The organism is Wolbachia endosymbiont (group A) of Limnophora tigrina (genome assembly GCF_964263225.1).
GTDB lineage: Bacteria > Pseudomonadota > Alphaproteobacteria > Rickettsiales > Anaplasmataceae > Wolbachia.
Genome location: NZ_OZ181654.1, coordinates 1,061,501 through 1,077,297, shown reverse-complemented (window position 1 = coordinate 1,077,297; position 15,797 = coordinate 1,061,501). Strand labels below are relative to the sequence as shown.

The window sequence follows — 15,797 nt, the reverse complement described above, 5'->3', positions numbered from 1 at the left end:
TTTCTTGAGTTGTGTATGAGTTTTGTTCAGAATTTAATCAGAAATTTTTTTACTTTCAAAGGTTTATTTGCTAGCGATATTGCTATAGATCTTGGTACTGCAAATACTTTAGTTTATCAGAAAAGTCAGGGGATAGTGCTTGATGAACCCTCAGTTGTAGCAAGAGTAAAAGAAAAAGGAAGTTACGTTCCTTATGCTTTTGGCAAAAAAGCTAAGATGATGCTCGGAAAAACACCTGGAGAAATAGAAGCGATAAGGCCCTTGAAAGACGGAGTTATTGCTGATTTTAAAAGCGCGGAAGAAATGTTAAAATATTTCATACGCAGCGCAAACACAAGATTCACTGTTAATAAGCCTAATATTATCATATGTGTTCCATCTGGATCTACCCCAGTTGAAAGGCGTGCTATACAAGATGCAGCAGAAAGTGCTGGTGCAAATGAAGTATTCTTAATTGAAGAACCAATGGCTGCAGCAATTGGGGCTGGACTTCCAGTTACCGAACCTGAAGGTTCTATGATTGTTGACATAGGAGGTGGTACAACTGAAGTTGCAATTATTTCTTTAGGTGGAATTGTTTATTCACGTTCTGCCAGAGTAGGTGGCGATATTATGGATGAGGCAATAAAGTCATACATTCGTGAAAATCATAAGTTATTGATTGGCGAAACAACTGCTGAAAAAATTAAGAAAAACGTCGGTTCAGCCAGTCTGCCAGTTGAAAACAACAAAGAGGGAATGATAATTAAAGGCAGGGATTTAGTGAGTGGTATGCCAAAAGAAATGCTTTTATCAGAATATCAAGTTGCAGAGAGCCTAATAGAGCCTGTACATCAGATAATTTCTGCTATTAGAACTGCACTGGAGAGTACTCCACCTGAACTTTCTTCTGATATAGTTGATAGAGGAATAATTTTATCTGGTGGAGGTGGGTTATTGCGCAACTTGAGTAAAGTTATTAGTGAAACAACAAAATTACCAGTTCGTGTTGCAGATGATCCACTTTGTTGTGTTGCCCTGGGTAGCGGAAAAGTACTTGAAAACATGGACTATTTTGGCCATGTTTTATTCAAGCAAGATTAAATTGTTTTTGAAGGCAGTTTATCGAATTGTTTTGATGGAATTATGTAATATAAATGAGATCCCAGTGTCACGCACCAAGTAATTTAAAGGCGACTTCCAGCAGGAAGGGGTGTCATCCCAGCGCTTGACACTGGAACTTGACTACAAATAAGTACGCTGTTTCGATGAAATTGTGTAATAGAAACTGGATTCCAGTGCTTGACACCAGGTTTGTGTTTATAAATTATATGCTAAAAGAATTTGAAATTGAACCTTTATTAAAAGATAAAGCTCCGCATCAAACTAAGGCTATTGTTGCAATGTCCGGGGGAGTTGATAGCTCCGTTGCTGCAGCACTGCTGTATAACCTTGGGTACGAAGTGATAGGTGTGACTCTTCAGCTCTATGGCAGTGATGGTAATGCGAGAAAGGGTGCATGCTGTGCTGGACAGGATATTTATGATGCCAAATACGTGGCTGAAAGTGTTGGCTTTCCCCACTATATTTTAAACTACGAGGAAATATTCAAAAAGGAAGTAATAGAGGATTTTGCAAATACCTATATGCGTGGGGAAACCCCCATACCATGTGTAAGATGTAACCAAACAGTAAAATTCCGTGATCTATTGCAAGTCACAAAAAATCTTGGTGCGGATGTGCTCGTAACAGGACATTACGTAAGAAGATTAGAAGAAAATGGTGAGGTAAAGTTGTGCAGAAGTATTGATAAAAGTAAAGATCAAAGTTATTTTTTGTTTGCTACAACTGAGGAGCAGTTAAAGCTTTTGCGATTTCCACTAGGTGAGTTCTATAAAAGTGATATAAGAAAATTAGCAAAATATTTTAGCTTACAAATCTCTGAAAAGCCGGATAGTCAAGATATATGCTTTGTTTCCGAAAGCTATAGTAAAACAATAGCTAAATTAGCTCCACAATCTGTACAGAAAGGTAAAATAGTAGATATTCATGGAAAAGTTCTAGGTGAGCACAGCGGCATAGTAAATTTTACAGTGGGCCAGAGAAGAGGCCTCTGCATTGCACACAGTGAGCCTCTTTATGTAATAAGAATTAATACAGAAAATAATGAGGTTGTAGTGGGTCCAATCAATGCGCTCATGCAAAAAAAGATATTGGTCAAAGAGTTAAATTGGTTAGAACAACCAAAAGAAGGCATGGAAGTAACTGTGAAGCTTAGGTCATCACATGCAGGAAGCTTAGCGACAATATATTCAACTGACGAAAAGAACAAAGCCTGTGTAATTTTAAACGACGATTACTTTGGCATCAGTCCAGGTCAAGCCTGTGTAGCATATAAGGGCGAACAAGTTATAGGTGGAGGTTGGATATGCTCCTAACTTGGTGGTTTAATTTTTTAATGCAGAATTTAAACATACAATAAAATTTATTGCTGTTTTATCCTATATTCTTTATACTATAAAGATAATTATTATATTGTGGACTAGAGGGATGGTTAAAGAAGTTGAAGAGTTAATAAAAATTGTTGGTAAGGGCAATTTACTAGAGGCCGCATTTATTCGTTTGGGCAGTTTTCAACATGCTGACTTACATCATTGCATGGATTGCAGAAATCATATAGGTCTATCCGAATTCATTAATAAAAAAGAACAAGAGCCATTAGATAAATATTTTAACTTAAAATTTAGTCTACAAGGATTGTTTTTAATTTATGTTCAAGCTTATAGAGTTCTTGCAGAAAATGCTCAGTTCAATACTCAAGAAGTAATTGATAAAATATATGCTGCAGTTGAAAGTAAAAAAATACCTACTCTTTGTGACACTTCGAAGAAACTGCTAAGGGAAATTGTAGATCAAGTAGAATTGACAGAAGATCAAAAAAAACTAAAGCTTTTTAATATTCTAGCAAATCCGAAAGGTGAAGCTCTATTTAACAATAATGATGACTTTGAGAAACAAGTACTCAATAATGTTAAAAAGTTACTCAAAATAAGCTATGCAAATGAATTTGATAAAGAGTTTAGCTTATGTAAAGAGGTAATAAATCATTATTACTCGATTCACAGTATAAAAATAGATAAAGACATAGCATTACTATTTTCTAGTTATGGTATATTTTCTACATGTACTGGAAATGGAGATATTTTATCACTCAATCAATATATTAATGAGAAAGCTAGAGTAATCAACACACCACTGTATTACAGTTACATCTTACAGTTAATAAACGTATTAAGAAAAATTGAGTTACCGTATAGAAATGGATTCACCAAGTATACACTTAATTATAGAGGTATAAGTGAATTGAACGGGACATTTACAGCTGCAAGAGAGCAAGACAGTCAAGATTCTCTATATCCTAAAAATATCAAACGTACTCTAGAGCAACTACTAAAAAACCAAAATAGTGATGCATTTGAACAATTAGTAACAAACCCTGAGAATACGTATTACTCAGTGCCACAAAGTGAATGCAGACTAAACTCTACTATCAGTAACAAAAAAAACAAAAATCATAAAAACACATTTTGTAAATTAGCTTTAGGTATGTTTGTATTGTCTGTTGGATTATATGCTACCGATTATTTCTTTATGGAGCAAAATTTGTTTAACTCAATGAGCCCACAAACTAATCTAATAATTGCTGCAGTACTGACTATTGTAGTAGTATATGCTTTATTTCAACTACTGAAATCACCTCAAGAACCGCCACATTCAACGTTCAACAGTGCAACTATTAATGGTTTTACAAATGGTCCTATGCAACCATAAACCTCTACTTATGAATGATAAATGTAGCACTTTTAAAGTGTATGCTATATAATATCTTCTCTTGAATAACGAGGTAATCCATGGATTTAAGCAAAATAACAACAAAACCAGATGAAATAAATGTAGTAATTGAAATAGGCGCAAATGCTGAACCCGTAAAGTATGAATTTAATAAAGAGCTCGGATTATTACAAGTTGACAGATTTTTGTCTACCTCAATGACTTATCCTTGCAATTATGGATTTGTACCAAATACCTGCGCAGGTGATGGTGACCCTGCGGATGTTTTGGTGCTAACTCAATTTCCTTTAGCGCCTGGAGTTTTGATATCGGTGCGTCCAGTAGGTGCATTACTTACCAAAGATGAAAAAGGAGAGGATGAAAAAATATTAGCTGTACCTATCTCCAGTGTTGATAGCTATTATGACAATATAAAGAACTATTCTGACTTACCTAAAAATCTACTAGATAAAATTGCTCATTTCTTTTCTCATTATAAAGATTTAGAAAAGGGAAAAACGGTAACAGTTGGAGAATGGGCTGATGTGGAAAAAGCAAAAAAAATCATTGAAAAAAGTAGAAATTAGTTTGCATTAGAGCTGCTCAGAAAAATATTGTTGTTTTTTATGTTGCGGTTAAAAGCATTAGACAGGCAGTAAAGGTCTTGATATTATAGTAATAATTTGGAAGGGTGGCCGAGCGGCTGAAGGCGGCGGTTTGCTAAACCGTTATACGATTGAAAAGTCGTATCGAGGGTTCGAATCCCTCTCCTTCCGTATATTATTGTTTAGGTATTCATTACAGTAATTTCATCCTCTTTTTTAATTATTAAAAAGTTAGCTAGCGTTTATTCAGTATTTATTATAGAATTAGTTATTAGCTAAATAATTTTATATGCATAAAATACTAATTTTGATATTAATAATGCTGCCGCTTAGGTTACTTGCAACTGAGATTGAAATTGTTGCAGATGTAAATGGTGAGCCAATTTCAAATTTAGATATCGAAAGACGTATAAACTTCATAAATTCATTGCTTGGCACTCAGAAGATTAATCAAAAAGAGGTAAAATCTCAAATTCTAAGACAGTTAATAGACGAAATTATCATTGTCAGCGAAGCACAGAAGATGAATATAGAATTGAGTAACGAGGAGTTAAATAATGCTGTCACGTTATTCTTAACTCAAAGTTTAAAACTTGAGGCTGATGAAGTTGATCAATACGTAAAAAAGCATAATATAGATCTCAATACCCTAAAAAAACAAGTAAAGTGTCAGCTACTGTGGAACAAGATTATTGAAGTAGGAATTGTGCCACTTGTCAATATCAGCGATAAAGAAGTGGACGATGTAAGAAAACAAAAAGAGAAACCTGACTACCTTATTACATTTCAGGAGTTTGTAATTCCTGATCAGAAGATGGCTGAAGATTTAATAAAACAATTACGTAGCAGTAATAATCCAGAATCTTCAATAAAGATGAGCAAAGCAACCGTTAATTTAAGTCAGCTAAAAGGTAAACTCAAGGACGTTTTGGAAGGATTAGAAATCAGTGATGTAGCAGGTCCGGTTAGTTTAAGCGAAGGTTACTCTGTTATAAAAGTCATAGATAAAGTACAGCTTAATCATACAATGCTGAAAAGTACTTTAAAACTGAAACAGGTTGTAGTTGAAGGTTCAGAAAGTTTACTCTCTAATTTTAAGGAGCAAAAGGTCAGTTGTTTAAATTTTGACAAGTTAGCAGATGATTTCAAGTTGCCAAGCGTAAAAGAGTTTGAAATAAAAATGCGAAATTTAAATCCTGATTTACAGATTTTATTTAGTAAAACAAATATGAATGAAATAGTAGAATTAAGAGAAAATAGCACTGCAAAGTTGATGATGTTATGTGATATCAAAAATAATGCAATGGATATAGAAGCAATCAAACAGGAAATGTATCAACAAAAGATTATGATACAAAGCAACCTGTTATTGGATAATATGCGAAAAAATGCAGCTGTTAGTTATCAGTTTAATTGAAGTTAGAGAGGTTTTCTACTCCATAAAAAGTTTATGAATAATATAATGCTCATTGGCGGTGGGGTTGGAAATGCAGTGTTATTTTCGATAGGGAAGGCATGTCTTGAAAACAATCATAAGGTTTTATATTTCGCTGGCTATAAAAAATTAAGTGATGTATTTAAACGAGCACTGATAGAACGTGCATCAAGTGCAGTAATTTGGGCATGTGAAGAAGGATTGATAGAAACAAGTAGAGATCAGGATAAATCCTTTCATGGTAATATAGTTAATGCAATAAGCTCATATCAGCAAGGAAAGTTAGGTAAAATTACTATTAGTTTAAACACTATAGATAAAATCATCACTATTGGTTCTGATAAAATGATGAAAGCTGTAAATGAAGCTAGAAAAACAATTTTAAAGCCATATCTGAAACCAAAACACATAGCAATATCATCAGTTAACTCTCCTATGCAGTGCATGATGAAAGAAATCTGCGCTCAATGTATTCAGCAACACATAAATAAGGAAACAGGAGAAATAAGTTTTGTTTATAGTTGCAGTAATCAAGACCAGGATATGGAGCTTGTTGACTTTGATTTTTTAAGTGAGCGCTTGAAGCAAAATAGTTTACAAGAAAAGCTCACTGCAAAATGGATAGAACATGTTCAAAGACACTAAACAGCACAAAGAGGAACTAAGGAAGCAATATAGAACCATAAGAAAAGATGTTGATGAAAGTTATTCTAGTTATGCAGCAAATTCTCTTATTAATCTCTTTAACAAAAACTTAAGTTGCGTTAAAGGTAAAACAATAGCAGCGTACATTCCAACAGACGGAGAAATTAATGTTGTGCCTTTGATGCATCATTTACTCGATTTAGGATATAAAGTAGCAATTCCTAATAAAAATAAGTTATTAAAATTTGAGGAATGGAATAAAGCAGATGAAGATATAATTCCCGACACAATCATTACCCCTATTGTTGCTTTTGATGATCATTTTAATAGGTTAGGTTTTGGCGGTGGTTGGTATGATGAAATGATAAAAAAATTACGGCCACTTGGAAAAATATTTATAGGTGTAGCCTATGAGAAGCAATATTGTAAAAATTTACCTGTAGAAAAACATGATCAAAAATTGGATATTATAATCACTGAGATGTGTGTTAGATGTAGAAGTGGATTGCTCAAAAAAGTGGATAGAAAGGAGTAGCATAGTCTCCCTCTTTCTGATAGTATAGCCCTTCTCATAATAGTCCAAAAAGAGTAAGATGGATTGATAGTAGTGGAAGGTAAGGATGCCAGTAGCAAATAGTTATGACTTAAGAAAAAAGGTAATGGAAGCATTGGATGAAGGAGAGAGTGGAGAAACTGTTGCCAAGAGATTTAAGATCGGAAAAACAACTTTATATGAGTGGAAGAAAAGACGTGAGAAAACGGGAGATTTTCAGTCAAAAAAGCCTGGAAGCGTGGCATAAAATTACCGACTGGAATGCATTTGCCGAATTTGCAAATGAGCAAGGTGGCAAAACTCAGTCAGAGATGCTGGGGCAATATTAGTAGACAAACAATTCATCGAGCACTTAAAAATATAGGATTCACAAGAAAAAAAGACCTACGGATATAAAGAAAGAAATGAAGAAAAGCGAGCTCAATTTTCAAAGGTTATAGCAACAAAAGAACCTAAAGAATTAGTGTATATAGATGAGTCTGGACACTGAACCTATGGGTATTGCCAGAAAGGACAGCGGTTTTATGCCCTAAAATCTGGGAAGAAAACTCAACGAATTAGCATGGTTGCAGCCTTAAGTGGAAGAAAAATAATTGCTCCGTTAACCTTTGAAGGCCACTGCAATATGGATATCTTTAATAAATGGTTTGAGCAGTTTCTGACACCGAGGGAGTGTTAAATAAAGTGTGTCAAACCACATTTTCAACTCAACTCAATTTTCAATCTACCAGGAAAGAAAATATCAAGCTGTGACATAGTTAATGCCCAATCACGTACAGGCATCGTCCACTTTTCTTCCACCTTTTTTATAGCACAATATACCTGTTTATACAAGGCATTTGTGCTGGTAAATGAGCCTTTGGTCTTGGTGAATTTTCTAATTTGCCTGTGTAGTCCCTCTATCGGATTAGTGGTGTAAATTACTCTCCTCATTGGATCAGAATACTTGAAATAACTAGACAAATTTTCCCAATTATTCTGCCACGATTTTATAACCATAGGGTACTTTGCACCCCATTTTTCATCCAGTTCTAGTAGATAATTCTCAGCAATTTCCTTGCTTGGTGCTTGATATACCTTCCTCAAATCACTTAAAAAGCTCTTTGTATCTTTGCTAGCCACATACTTCAATGAATTACGTATCTGATGCACTATACATAGTTGTACTTCTGTATTAGGAAAGACGCTGTTTATAGCTGTAGGAAAGCTTTTTAACACAGGCTATTAGGATATCTTCTACACCTCTTTCCTTGAGGTCGTTTAGTACACCTAACCAGAAGTTCGCTCCTTCACTTTCAGCTAAATAGAAGCCTAACACCTCTTTTCTGCCATTCTGCTAATATATTATACATGCACTTGCTTACACAGCGTCCGTCCTCTTTTACTTTAAAGAACATTCCATCCATAAAAACTATCGGATAAACTGCCTGTAAAGGACGACTGCGCCATTCGTTAATCACTGGCAATAATTTATCAGTAATACTGGATATTTCAGCAACCGATATCTTGTTGTCATAAATTTCTTCGACGTGTGACATTATGTCTCTATATCCCATACCGCTGGCAAACATGCTCAAAATCTTTGTTTCAAGTTCAGAATGTAGGCTTGTTTGCCTTTTTTTGACTATTTGTGGCTCAAAGCTTCCTTCTCTGTCTCTTGGTGTTAGCAGCTCGAATGATCCGGAACTTGTTCGTAAAGTTTTTGAATTTTTGCCGTTTCTGCGATTATTTTCTTCGTTCCTATTATTTGATAAATGGCTTTCCATTTCACCTTCTAAACTTGCCTCTAGCAGCTTCTTTATCAATGGTGTTAGCGCTCCATCTCTTCCGGTAAGTGGCCTACCTTCTCGTATAGATGACAGAATATTTGACTCTAGTTCTTGATAGTCTACTAATCCAACATATTTATTTGCCATTTTTTCACTCATGTGTAAAACCTCCGTTTTATATTAATTGTAATATTTTACTTTTCGGTTTGACACACTTTATTTAACACTCCCGGTCTTTCTTTCGATGATATCAAACAGTTACAGGCAGAAAAGACCTCATAGTTCCCTCAATTTATCCCTCTGCTTATTCCTTTAACTACTGATGTTCCATTTAAGAATGTATCAGGCTTTTTAGATAACTCTACTTTCCTTGAAACTTTCTGACCTAAAACTTTAGAAGGCTTTTCTACTTTCTGCTGTAGTATCATAATTTCTTCCTTAGCTAAAACTTCTTCTAAGTTACTCTTTAAATGATCTAGAAACTTATCAGTTTGTTTAAATTCTGGACATGCTTCTTTTCCAAATGAATATAGGGTTTCTGCTATTTCAGAAAATCTTCTATTTGTTATTTTTCCATTTATTATTTTTTCAATTATAGCTGATTGCACTGCCATGGGATCAAAGTTTAGATTTGTCACTGATATTCCTGACTTAATAGCAGTTTTATTTAACACTTTCTCAAATCTATGTGTAATATTTAGTGCATAACCTCTTGCTTCTAATAAAGGTATAGATTGATCTACTGCAGGTATATATTGTTTACCCGTAAACTTTCTTACAAGCACATCAAGTAACATTATCGTATTTACATCCATTTTTGCATCTACTTGTGAGATTGGACTTTTAGTTGTAGTACTTGATTTGGAATCTAATAACCCACCTATAGAGCTTTTTACCCAACCAAATAAATCATTTATCCATGAAGATGGTCGTCTTGTACCACTACTCATTGTGTACTCACTTCTACGGTTTCTAATGTGCTGCCTATGTCTATGAGGTTGATCAGATAACATGACTTCTGTAAACACATCATCGTACACTTGATCCTTATACTCTCTTTTTACAATATCCAAGTATCTTGCAGCACTTATTTCCTTCTCATGATCTTTTAATACTATCTCTTTATCAGTAAATTTTATTGATAACGTTTTCATTTTAGGTGTTTTATAGAATTTACTAAGTGTAATACTGCAAAAATCATCTTTAGTAATAGTCGAATCAAAAGCATTAGTTATTATTAGATCATGACCATTACTACGAACAAACGTATTGTTTCCTCCTTTTCTAGGCGTGATAAGCTCAGCATCTTTCTCCACATCTTGATCGGTTACCACAATAATTTCTTTATCTTTGTCAAAGATCAAAGGTAGTGGTTTTAATTCTAATTCAGAACTTATTTTCATAGGCGCACTATCTGAGATAATATGAAGATTTTCATACCAATCCAAACCGTCTTTTAATCTTACTGTTAGCACTTCTAATAAAAAACTTTGTCCCATTTCTGTTTCTAACTTAACTAGCAAATCATTTCCATCTTGAAAAATTCTTGGCAGATTAATATGTATTTTCAAATCATCTTGTATTATTTTTACCACGTTACGTAAATCTAATGTATCTATGGAACTTCCTTCATCAAAATTATAGATGTTTACTTCTGGTATAGAAGAAATACTATGTTCATATCTTTTCTCACCTGAAGCTATAGTAATTACGTATATATTCTCACCACCATTTCCAATTAAGTGACTGTTATGGATTGGGTGATTGTGAAGTGCCTCAAATTTCCCACGGCCAACAAGTATAGATTCACCACCTGATTGCACAGCGATAGTCATATTGAGTTTATTCGCTATAGCTGGGTAACTTTCTATAATTTCATCAATAGTTTTATTAGTATTCTGTATTGCATACAAGTTTCTTTCCTTACCTACTTTTATTTCAGCACTGTCTTTTAATTGATAGATTATATTGTTCATTATGTTATATGAGATAGCTATACTAAAGCTGCCATCTACAACTTTTGGAAAAAAATTGAACTTTATACTATTGTGATCTTTAATATCAATACTCTGAATATCAGCAAGCAAGTAGTCGAATATAAACCTATGGTTATTTTCGAAATTAGCAAGTAATTTAACAGATGCACTACCTTTTTGAAATGGTACAATATAGTTAAAGTTACCTTTGAGTGCTAGATTATTTACTTCAGTGTAATTTCTAACTATTACTTGTATATCATAGACACAGTTATTATCTTTTATTTCCAAATAATCAAGTTGATCTTCCTTACCACCATTACCATCCAAGAATTTAGTTTCACATGCACTAAATATATGATCTGCCTTAGCTTTTCTACCAAGCACTCTTTCTACTGAATTAATTTGAAATCCAGAATAACCATATCTATTGTACATAATAGTGCCAATATTTGTATTTAAATACACATTCACACTTACAGCTTCTTGAGCAAATTCAGTCAGATCTAAGGTATCAATTCCATCCTCTCCGTACAAAGACCCTTCTATCAGATCTCCCTGCAAAACAAAGATATCATTCTTATTTCCTCCATAGTATCTCTTAGATCCATCATTCACTATAAATATGTTTGGGCTATCCTTAAATCCTTTTGCATAATCTTCACCTTCTCCTAAATTAATTAGAGTATACCCTTCTGTTTTGTTATTAGATAAACCAATTGCATTTTTACATAAATATGAGCCATAACTTGGAGCAGGATGATAATCTCCTTTTGGTAAACAAAATAATTTTCCACCACTTGGATCATCCGGTCTTTCTTTACTCCATTTTATATCATTTCTTTTTCTGTCAAGCAGTACTGTACTGTCTAAATCTATCTCAAATTTAGTTGTGCACTCTTCAGTATAATAATGTCTAATCCCAAGTGATGTTGTGTGCAGCACTTTACGACAAGAACCCACAACTGATCGATCAGTAGGGAATACATAGCTTTGAATAGCACGATTCTTCCTTAAATACTCAAATCCTTGCTTAACTAATTGGTTATAAAGTTGTTTTTCTTCCATTAACTTTTCTACATATTGTTCAGGTCGCATACCTATAAATGCACGCAATCCTTCAATAAATTTTTCTCCTCTAGTTAAGTGAATAATTTCATCAATTTTATCAACTCTCTTTACTGCCATATAAATATCAGTGTAAATAAATACTGCAGTGCCAACTCCTGCTCCAATAGGTCCAGTAATAGATGAAACTCCTTCTAATACTTCAAAACCTTCAGCAACTTCAATCCCAATCTCTGCAGCGTCAACTCCCAGGTAAATGCTATCTCCTACTACGCCAACCAATGCTCCTTCTGTACCATTTTTAAATGCTTTTACCTGATTTACTAAATCATAAATAATAAAGGCAGAAGTACCTCGAGCAAGAAAAGGTGATGCAACTCTTAAAGACCTACCAAGTAATACCTTTTCTTCTGAGAGCAAATTTAATCCTTTACGAGATGCAACTTCAGCAACTTTAGCAAACCCTTGACCACCTGCTATAAAACCAACATTAATTGCTACACCCTGATAATCTCTGTTTAAAAAGTCAGCTAAAATATTTTTAGCCATCATTCCATGCATAGTTATGCTAGAGATTTTCTTTACTCTATTTAAATGATTCATGACCTTCTGATTACTGGTAAGCTTATTAATCAAATCACGAAACCTACCTGTAATTTGAACTTTATCTGCTAGCTCAATTAGCTGAGAATGCTTTTCCTCTGGTAGATCTTTAATATAATTAACGAACTTTTCACTGTCTATTTTAATTTTACTAAAATCTCTTTTCTCATCTTTTTCTGTGTTAAATTTATCTACATCTTCCCAAGAAAGCTCACATTCCCCGATCTTTACTTCTCTTTTTCTTCTTCCTGAACTTGTACTTGGTAAACATTCTTCAACTTTACCTTTTTGATATATTGCAGACGCCCTTTCTAGTAACTCTTTTGCTCTTTCATGATTACCTAAAGCTTTCTCAGCACCACTTAAATTTTCTAAGACCATAGCTACTTCAACATGATTTTCTCTATAATACTTTTTAAATATAGGCAAAGCCCTTTCTAGCAACTCTTTTACTTTTTGATAATCACCTAAAGCTCCATAAGGGATGCTCAGGTTTACTAATGTTTTAGCTACTTCAAAGTTATCTTCTCCGTAATGCTTTTTAAATATAGGCAAAGCCCTTTCTAGTAAATCTTTTGCTCTTTCATAATTACCTAAAGTTTCATAAGAGTTACCAAGGTTTGCTAGAACAATAGCTACGTAAAAATGCTCTTCTCCATAATTATTCTCTAAAATAGGTAAAGCCTTTTCTAGTAACTCTTTTGCTTTTTGATAATCACCTAAAGTTTCGTAAGCATTACTAAGATTTGCTAGAGCTATAGCTACTTCAACATGATCTTCCCCATAATGTTTCTCTAAAATAGGTAACACATTTTCCAGCAAATCTTTTATTTTTTGAGCATCACCCAAAATTCCGTAAGAAACAACAAGATTTGCTAGAGCCATAGCTACGTGAAAATGCTCTTCTCCATAATGATTCTCTAAAATAGGCAAAGCCCTTTCTAGTAACTCTTTTGCTCTTTGATTATCACCTACAACGTAATAAGTGACACTCATACTTATTAATATTTTAGCTACTTGAAAGTAATCTTCTCTATAATGATTCTCTAAAATAGGTAAAGCCTTTTCTAGCAAATCTTTTGCTTTTTGATAATCACCTAAAGCTCCATAAGCGGTACTAAGATTTACTAGAGCCATAGCTACTTCAAAATGCTCTTCTCCATAATTATTCTCTAAAATAGGTAAAGCCTTTTCTAGTAACTCTTTTGCTTCTTCATAATCACCTAAAGCTTGATAAGTGACACTCAAGTTTACTAATACTTTAGCTACTCCAAAATGGTTTTCTCCGTGATGTTTCCTTTCAATTTTTAAACCCCTCTCTATCAACCTTTTCGCTTTTTGATGATCACCTAAAGCTACATAATTGATACTTAGATTTACTAATGTTCGAGCTACTTTTAAATGCTCTTCTCCATAATGCTTCTCTAAAATAGGTAGCACCCTTTCTAGCAACTCCTTTTCTCTTTTAGGATTATTCAAGTTAAAATACCCATCATCCATCAATATCAATAAATCCTCAAGGTAATCCTCTTCTATTTTTTCTTTATCTTGAGGGTTCTTTTTTAACCAATTATCTATATTCGATAAAAATGCCTCTAAGTGCGGTAATAATTCTCGTTTCTTTAAATAGTCTTCTAATTTATCACCATTATAAGGAAAACTTGCTCTGAGTAGCTCGAAAGTCTCTTTCATAACTTCCTTATTCTTACCTTTCTCTACCAACGCTATTCTTGTCACTTCTTGAACTAATTTATGGGTACTCAACACACTTTGCTTTTGCTCGCCACTCACCATAGAATATTTTATAAGTAAACGAACAGCTGACCTTAATTCCTCTTCATTATTTCCTGTCAAATCTAAAAAGAATTCTCTACTAATATTGTCAGGTGCAAGATAAGAGATAACATCAAGAATCCTTAAAGCTAAATTTCCATACTTTTCATTGCTTGCTATCTTATCGGTTGTAATCTTCCAAGTTGTGAAAGTTGTTTTTGCATAGTTATTATCAATTCCCCTGAATAATACAGAATCAAGCAAATCTTTCGCTTTTTTCTCATATTCCTTTAGGTAATCATCTATATCAAATTTTCTAGTAACTCTTTGATCTTCAATATATGATATTGCTTGCTGTATAGCTAAAGGAAAGTGTTGTAATTTCTCTACCAAAGCTTTTATCTTTTCATTTTGAGATTCATCTTCTATACTAAAGCCCTTTTTTACAAATTCTATCGCTTCTTCTGACTTTAATTCGTTTAGATTAATAACTTCTATCCCCCTTTCCCACTCTCGATTACGAGAAGTAATTAAAATATAAGGTCCATTACCACCCGGTAATGAATCATGAATTGGTAAAAACTTATTCAAATAATTACTTTTCTCGGCATCATCAAAAATAAACAAGCTTTTACTATTACTGAAAAATTCATAAACCTCTTCTATGAGAGCTTTTATATCCTTTTCTTTTCCATTCTCATCTTTTATATCAATTCTTAGTTTATTCTTCGCTAATCGAGTAAATGATTCAACAAGAGCTATCTCACTTTCAGCATTGATCCATATAACGTTGTCATAACAATCTTTACTATATTCTTGAACATATTGTCTAGCTAACTCAGTTTTTCCTATTCCTCCTAAACCGCTAATTGAGGTTATTTGTGATATTACTGTTACTTTTTCTGAACTACGTTGTATCTTATTATGTAGGTCAATTAACTCTTCCCTTCTTCCAGCAAACAAAATTACTGGCTTTTTCACATTAAACCAAATAGGCTCTCTTACTTGCTCTCTTGCTACAACTGCATCATATATCTTATCAAGCTTTTTATCTATTTTCTCGAAACTTTTTTCACTTTCTTTCCTTCCTTCTACAATAGAATCTGCTATCTTGTGACGTTGCCTACTGGCTTCCTGATATTGACTCATTAATTCATCAAAGACTCCCTTAATCTCATTTTGATTACTTTCTATGTAACCTGATAACTCATTAAAATTCTTACCTATATAATCCTCTAATTCATTGAAGTTTTTTTCAGCTTCCTGTTCCATTTCTCCTTTGAATTTGCTTAGTAACCTCTCTTCGACTAACTTCGGATCTTGCTTATTAAGCTCATCCAATAATTCATCTTTCCATTTTCCCTCATCTAATACCAACTCCACTTACTAGACGAACAAATAAGGAATATTACAAACTTGTTTAACCGTAGCAGGGGAAAGACTAACAATAAAATTACATAAAACATCTTCAAGTAGACCGATAGTATCATAGATTTTGTTGCGTAAAATGTTCTGTTTTATATATTGCCAAAACCTCTCTACTGGGTTCAGTTCTCACTT

At 33.6% G+C, this 15,797-nt stretch carries 8 protein-coding genes, 1 tRNA gene and 3 pseudogenes; 9 read left to right on the top strand and 3 right to left on the bottom strand.

The features are described 5' to 3' along the window. The first annotated feature begins 15 nt into the window (after nt 1–15). The 9 genes and pseudogenes from ACE38P_RS04980 to ACE38P_RS04940 all read left to right on the top strand — a co-directional run. Complete coding sequence (locus ACE38P_RS04980; RefSeq protein ID WP_064085834.1) at nt 16–1,083, top strand: rod shape-determining protein; 1,068 nt, start codon at nt 16–18, stop codon at nt 1,081–1,083. A 227-nt stretch (nt 1,084–1,310) separates the two neighbouring features. Then, nucleotides 1,311–2,417 carry a tRNA 2-thiouridine(34) synthase MnmA gene (gene mnmA, locus ACE38P_RS04975; RefSeq protein WP_064085835.1) on the top strand — a complete coding sequence of 369 codons (1,107 nt, stop codon included), beginning with the start codon at nt 1,311–1,313 and terminating at the stop codon, nt 2,415–2,417. Between the two features lie 112 nt (nt 2,418–2,529). After that, on the top strand, nt 2,530–3,810 hold the full coding sequence (locus ACE38P_RS04970) for a hypothetical protein (protein ID WP_353281460.1): 1,281 nt from the start codon (nt 2,530–2,532) through the stop codon (nt 3,808–3,810). Between the two features lie 80 nt (nt 3,811–3,890). After that, nucleotides 3,891–4,397, top strand: coding sequence for an inorganic diphosphatase (gene ppa / locus ACE38P_RS04965; RefSeq protein WP_064085837.1), 507 nt, complete (start codon nt 3,891–3,893; stop codon nt 4,395–4,397). Between the two features lie 98 nt (nt 4,398–4,495). After that, a tRNA-Ser gene (locus ACE38P_RS04960) sits at nt 4,496–4,586 on the top strand. 118 nt (nt 4,587–4,704) lie between these two features. Beyond that, a complete protein-coding gene (locus ACE38P_RS04955) occupies nt 4,705–5,832 on the top strand; it encodes a SurA N-terminal domain-containing protein (RefSeq protein WP_374699617.1) in 1,128 nt (375 codons plus the stop codon). 33 nt (nt 5,833–5,865) lie between these two features. Continuing rightward, nucleotides 5,866–6,495 carry a hypothetical protein gene (locus ACE38P_RS04950; RefSeq protein WP_064085839.1) on the top strand — a complete coding sequence of 210 codons (630 nt, stop codon included), beginning with the start codon at nt 5,866–5,868 and terminating at the stop codon, nt 6,493–6,495. Continuing rightward, a complete protein-coding gene (locus ACE38P_RS04945) occupies nt 6,479–7,030 on the top strand; it encodes a 5-formyltetrahydrofolate cyclo-ligase (protein ID WP_010403418.1) in 552 nt (183 codons plus the stop codon). The genes ACE38P_RS04950 and ACE38P_RS04945 overlap by 17 nt, the downstream gene beginning before the upstream one ends. Nucleotides 7,031–7,115: 85 nt before the next feature. After that, nucleotides 7,116–7,715: pseudogene (locus ACE38P_RS04940) on the top strand (IS630 transposase-related protein); the annotation flags it as partial. Nucleotides 7,716–7,750: 35 nt separating this feature from the next. Here the strand turns inward: ACE38P_RS04940 and ACE38P_RS04935 are convergent. The 3 genes and pseudogenes from ACE38P_RS04935 to ACE38P_RS04925 form a co-directional block, all read right to left on the bottom strand. Further along, nucleotides 7,751–8,964, bottom strand: a pseudogene (locus tag ACE38P_RS04935) (IS256 family transposase). 140 nt (nt 8,965–9,104) lie between these two features. Further along, complete coding sequence (locus ACE38P_RS04930; RefSeq protein ID WP_374699616.1) at nt 9,105–15,614, bottom strand: tetratricopeptide repeat protein; 6,510 nt, start codon at nt 15,612–15,614, stop codon at nt 9,105–9,107. Nucleotides 15,615–15,623: 9 nt separating this feature from the next. Then, nucleotides 15,624–15,791: pseudogene (locus ACE38P_RS04925) on the bottom strand (IS630 family transposase); the annotation flags it as partial. Nucleotides 15,792–15,797: the final 6 nt, after the last annotated feature.